The organism is Streptomyces sp. NRRL F-4489 (assembly GCF_001509485.1).
GTDB lineage: Bacteria > Actinomycetota > Actinomycetes > Streptomycetales > Streptomycetaceae > Streptomyces.
In genome coordinates this window covers 1-2,895 of the sequence record NZ_LLZI01000136.1, presented here as the reverse complement: position 1 = coordinate 2,895, position 2,895 = coordinate 1, and the positions used below count along the sequence as shown (strand labels likewise).

Sequence of the window (2,895 nt, the reverse complement as noted above, 5' to 3'; positions counted from 1 at the left end):
GCCCCCGCCTCCGCAGCCACCCCCGCCCGCTTGTACGTCCGCAGCAGCAGGGCCGCTTCCGCGCCGGTGACGCCGTCGAGTTGGGCGAAGACCCGGGCGGTGAAGGCGTGCAGCTCCGCGGTGGAGCGGTGGCTGGAGTAGCCCTGGACGTTGCTGGGGCCGGTGGTGACCACGAGGTGGCGGACCTCCGGCTCGCGGGCGAGGCGCCGCAGCGCGGCGTCCAGGTGGCGGGGCTCGACGGTGAGCCGGAAGCGGGCCTCGACCGGGAAGCCGAGCACGTCCGGTTCGGCGTGCAGCCGCAGGTGGAGGATGTGCGAGTCCATCAGCCGGGCGAGCCGGCGGCGGGCCGTGGTCTCGCCGACGCACAGGTCCCGGGCCAGCCGGGTCATCGGGGCGCGGGCGTCGCGTTCCAGGAGGGCCACCAGGCGCCGGTCGAGGTCGTCGACCGGGGGCGCCGGGGGCAGCGGGGCGCCCTCGGCGGCCCGGCGCCGGGTGGGCGTGGGCTCGCCGCCGTACGGGTCCCAGTCGTTGGCGGTCAGCAGCAGGCGCAGGACGACCGCGGTGTGCACGCCGGTGACGCCCGGGATACGGGCCAGCGGCCCGTCGACGAGGGAGAGCAGCTGGTCGGGGCCGGGCACGATCAGCTCGGCGACCGCCTCGGACGCGCCGGTGGCGACGTCCACCGCGCGGGTGTCCGGGCGGCGGGCCAGCGCCAGCGCCGTCTCGTGCAGCCGGCCGGGCGCGCACCGCACGGCGACCTCCACGACCAGGCCCTCACCGAGGTACTCGGGCACCAGGAACGCGGTGAAGCGGACCAGTCCCGCCGCCACCAGCCGGTCAAGCCGGCGGGCCACCGTCCGCTCGTGCGCCCCCAGGCGCGCGCCGACGTCGGCGAAGGCGGCGCGCGGTTCCCGGCGCAGGACGCGGACGATGGCGTGATCCAGCTCGTCCAAAAGCCCCGCGGCGCCGGCCGTGGTGTCGGAATCCACCGTTGACCATCTCCTGAACGCGGGTTTCGGGCCGGCTGGCCCTCGTATATGGACGCGGCTGGGGCAGTACCGCCACATTGAGGGCCAGTTTCCGCCGGCGACGTGTTTTCGCCAAGGGCGGGCGGGGGCGGCACCACGTCATCGGGACGACCGGCCGGCCGCGAGGGGCGTACCCCTGGGCAACGGGCCCCTTTGGCGAACGTCCGCCACCGGGGCCACGGCCCGCGCCCTGGGGCCCGCCCCCCCTGGCCGAACGCCCCGCGGAGACCCCCAGCCCGGCCGCACGGCAGCCCGCCGCGCGCCCTCACAGAACAGGTGCGGCACGCCATGCCCGAGCCCGGAACCCCCGCCCCGTCCCCGTCCCCGTCCGCGTCCGCATCGGCGAGAACGCCCGGCCCGGCCCCGGCCGCCGCATCCACGGGCCGCGCCCCCGCCCCCTCCGCACCCCTCCCCACCTCCCCCACCACCGTCCTCCTCTGCCTCGTCCTCGTGGAGCTCTCCAGCGGCGTCACCCAGGGCTTCCTGGGCCCGCTGCTCAAGGGCCTGACGACCACCCTCCACGTCACCGTCGCCGACCTGAACTGGATCAGCGTCGCCAACCTCCTCGCCAGCGTCGCCTTCACCCCCGTCCTGTCCCGCCTCGGCGATCTGCACGGCCACCGCCGGGTGCTGCGCTGGAACCTCGCCCTGGTCCTCGCCGGCTCGGTCCTCGTCGGCGTCAGCCGCTCCTTCGGGCTGCTGCTGATCGGCTCGGTGCTCCAGGGCGCGTTCGCCGGCTTCTTCCCGCTGCTGGTGGGCATCCTGCGCAACCGCGGCAGCGCCGGGCAGAACCGCCGCGGGATCAGCGTGATGGTCGCCGCGCTGGTCGCCGGCCTCGCGTTCGGTACGGTCGCCAGCGGCCTGATCGCCCAGTACGTGGCCCGGCCCACCGCCGCCCTGTGGGTCCCGGCGTGCGCGGTGGCGCTCGCGCTGGCCGTCACCTGGCCGCTGCTCCCGGAGAGCGGCGAACGCCCCGGCGGCCGCACCGACTGGCTGGGCGCGCTGCTGCTCTGCGCCGGGCTCGTCGCGCTCATGCTGGCGCTGGGCCAGGGCGGTTCCCCGGGCTGGGCGTGGACGTCCCCCCGGACGCTCGGCAGCCTCCTCGGCGGGCTCGCGCTCACCGCGCTCTGGGTACGCGTCGAACTCCGCACCGCCGAACCGGTCATGGACGTCCGGCTCTTCCGCCGCCGCAACGTCGTGGTGGTCTCCGCCGTCACCCTCACCTTCAGCTCGTGCATGCTCGGCCTGCTGGTCGCCAACCCGGTCTTCCTGGGCACCGCCCCCGCCGAGGCGGGTTACGGACTCGGGCTCGCGCCGCTGACCACCGCGTTCGCCCTGCTGCCCAACATGCTGGCGCTGGTCGCCGGCGCCCTGCTCGCCCCGGCCCTGGCCGGCCGGATCACCGACCGCCTGACCCTGGTCACCGGCTCGCTGCTGATGGCCGCCGGCAACCTCGCCACGTTCGCCTGGCACACCGCCCTGGGGCCGTACCTGGTCTTCACCGCGGTCGTCGGCCTGGGCTCCGGGCTGCTCCAGCACGCCACCCGCACCCTCGCCGTGGAGGCCGTCCCGCGCCACCAGACGTCGGTCGGCTCCGGGATCAACGAGCTGCTGATCAACGTCGGCGGTTCGCTCGGCGCCGCCGTCGTGCTCTCCGTCTTCGCCGCCGGCACCGCGGCCGGCCACCGGCTCCCCGCCGAGTCCGCCTACACCCGCGCCTGGCTGCTCTGCACCGCCGTCTCCCTGGCCGGCGCCGCCCTCGCCCTCCTCTACCGCCGCCCGAACGAGACCCCGGCCCCGCGCTGACGTCCCGAAAGGACCCCAGGCCCCCATGACCGCACCCACCGACCCCGCCGCACCGGTCACA

At 76.3% G+C, this 2,895-nt stretch carries 2 protein-coding genes; one reads left to right on the top strand and one right to left on the bottom strand.

What is annotated here, in order from left to right; all coding sequences use genetic code 11:
- Positions 1-989, bottom strand: a 989-nt coding sequence (locus ADL22_RS13270) for an Lrp/AsnC family transcriptional regulator (protein WP_066977659.1), incomplete at its 3' end; no start/stop codon positions are given.
- A gap of 327 nt (positions 990-1,316) precedes the next feature.
- On the opposite strand from ADL22_RS13270, the gene ADL22_RS13265 reads away from it, so the two are divergent.
- Complete coding sequence (locus ADL22_RS13265) at positions 1,317-2,834, top strand: MFS transporter (RefSeq protein ID WP_066977656.1); 1,518 nt, start codon at positions 1,317-1,319, stop codon at positions 2,832-2,834.
- The last annotated feature ends 61 nt before the right edge of the window (positions 2,835-2,895 follow it).

Bases quoted from the DNA above. Each gene is read 5' to 3' on its own strand.
- ADL22_RS13265 (WP_066977656.1), top strand. From the start codon at position 1,317: ATGCCCGAGCCCGGAACCCCCGCCCCGTCCCCGTCCCCGTCCGCGTCC.